The 2,134-nt window shown below is 77.1% G+C and carries 1 protein-coding gene and 1 pseudogene; both read left to right on the forward strand.

All coding sequences use genetic code 11. The features are described 5' to 3' along the window. Positions 1-1,121 (forward strand): annotated as a pseudogene (locus tag JHAT_RS33360) (serine/threonine protein kinase); the annotation flags it as partial. Between the two features lie 168 nt (positions 1,122-1,289). Then, the coding region (locus tag JHAT_RS33365; protein ID WP_171991188.1) for a protein kinase at positions 1,290-2,134 on the forward strand (845 nt) is incomplete at its 3' end.

Genomic DNA, 2,134 nt, shown 5'->3' on the forward strand with positions numbered 1-2,134 from the left:
CCCGGCGGGGCGGCCCGGCGGGCGGCGCGGGCAAGCGGGAGGAGGCCGGGGAGCGGCTGCGCGGGGCACTGCGCTCCGTGCGGAAGGCCGCCGCGGGTGCGACGGGCGCCGCGGCCGCGTCCCGCACCGAGCCGGACGGCGGCCGGACCCGGTCGGGCGCCGCCGGCACCGCCGGGGTCACCGCCGCGTCCGGTTCCGTCGGGGCGGCACCCGCACCGGCCCGGGCGACGACCCCCGCCGCCGGTACCGGCAGGACCGCAGGGGCGCCGAACGCCGGTGCGGGAGCCCGGAGTTCGGGCTGGCCCGTCGTGCCGTCGCCGGACCTGCCGCCCCGGCCCGTGCCCCGCGCCCCGCTCACCGACGTGGTGCCGAAGCGGACGCTCGTGATCATCGCGGTGATCGTCGTCCTCGCCGTCCTCGGCACCGTGCTCGCCCTCACCCTCGGCGGTGACGACGACGCGGGCAAGGGCACGGCCGGCGGTGCCGCGACCGCCGCCACCGCCTCCGCGAGCGGTGACACCAAGCAGGACGGGACCGAAGGGCCCGGTACCGACGGCTCCGCCTCCGGCGAAGGGCCCGGTACCGACGGCTCCGCCTCCGGGCCGGCGACGGGCACCTCCCCGGACTCCGCGAGCAGCCCCGGCGCGGGCGCCTCCGGCGACGCCGGGACCGGCGCGGGCGAGGACGAGGGCGCGGCCGTCACCCACCGGGGCGGCCAGGGGTACTCCATCGGGCTCCCCGAGGGATGGAAGTTCCAGTCCTCGGGCGCCGCCGGCGACCGGTTCACCGGGCCCGGCGGACAGAAGCTGCTGGTCGCCTGGACGTCCACGCCCAAGGACGACCCGGTCGCGGACTGGAGGAACCAGGAGCGGTACATGGTCCGCCCGCAGTACAAGAAGATCCGCATCGAGAAGGTGGACTACCGCGGCTGGAACGCGGCCGACTGGGAGTTCACCTACAAGGACGGTGGCACCGCGTACCGGACCGTCGACCGGGGGTTCGTCGTCGACGACCACCAGGGCTACGCGCTCATGTACACGGCGAAGGCCGCCGACTGGGGCAGTGACCAGCGCCGGGACAGCTGGCGGACGCTGACGAAGACCTTCACGCCCAAGTCCTGATCCGGGCGGGCCCGGGTCCGAGCCGTCCGGGATCCGGCATCCTCTCTTTGCGGGTTGCCTCCGGCACGTATCGTGAATGCCTGCGGACCGTACGCGGCGGGAACGTGCCGTCAGACGGACGGAATCGACCGACCGGTACCGACCGGCCGGGCTGCCGGGGGAGGCAACGTGGACGACTACGCGGGACGGATACTCGCCGACCGCTACCGCCTGCCGCTGCCCCCGTCCGACGAGTACGAACTGACCGAGAGCCGGGCCTTCGACACCTACAGCGGCCAGGAAGTCATGGTCCGGCAGGTGCCGTTGCCGGAGGTCGTCGAGGCGGAGGTGCTCGACGCGGACGGCCTGCCCGACGGTTTCACGGCCCGGAACGGCGGCGCCCGGCACCCCGGCCCGCGGCCCAGGTCGCCCCGGGGCGGTCCGGGTCGCCCGGCCGACCCGGTGGTACGGCGTGCCGTCGAGGCCGCGCAGGCCGCGGCCGCCGTTCCCGACCACCCCCGCCTGGACCAGGTCTTCGACGTCTTCGCCGAGGGCGGCTCGCTGTGGATCGTGAGCGAGCTGGTGGCCGCGAGGCCCCTGGCCGCCCTGCTCGCCGAGCAGCCGCTGACCCCGTACCGGGCGGCCGAGGTCGCCTCCGACGTCCTCATGGCGCTGCGGGTGCTGCACGGCCACGGCTGGGTGCACCGGAACATCACCGCCCGCACGGTGCTGGTCTGCGACGACGGCCGCGTGATGCTGACCGGCCTGGCGGTCGGGGCGGCGGAGGAAGCGCTGTGCGGCTACGACCCGGTCCCCGCCCCGGAGGACGACGGCGACGACCCGGGGGCCGGTGCCGGCGCGTCCGGCCCCGCCGGGGCGCGGGGCGGCACCGGAGCGCCGGGCCCCGGCCTTCCCGGCCCTACGACCGGGACGTTCGGCCCCGGCGGTGCCGATCCCGAGGCCGCCCGGCGGGCCGCCATCGAGGCGCGCAACGAGCGCGGACTGCCGGCGACCGGCCCGGAGGGCCCCCGCGG

Origin of the sequence: Streptomyces sp. JHA26, assembly GCF_002005565.1 — a bacterium.
Taxonomy (GTDB): domain Bacteria; phylum Actinomycetota; class Actinomycetes; order Streptomycetales; family Streptomycetaceae; genus Streptomyces.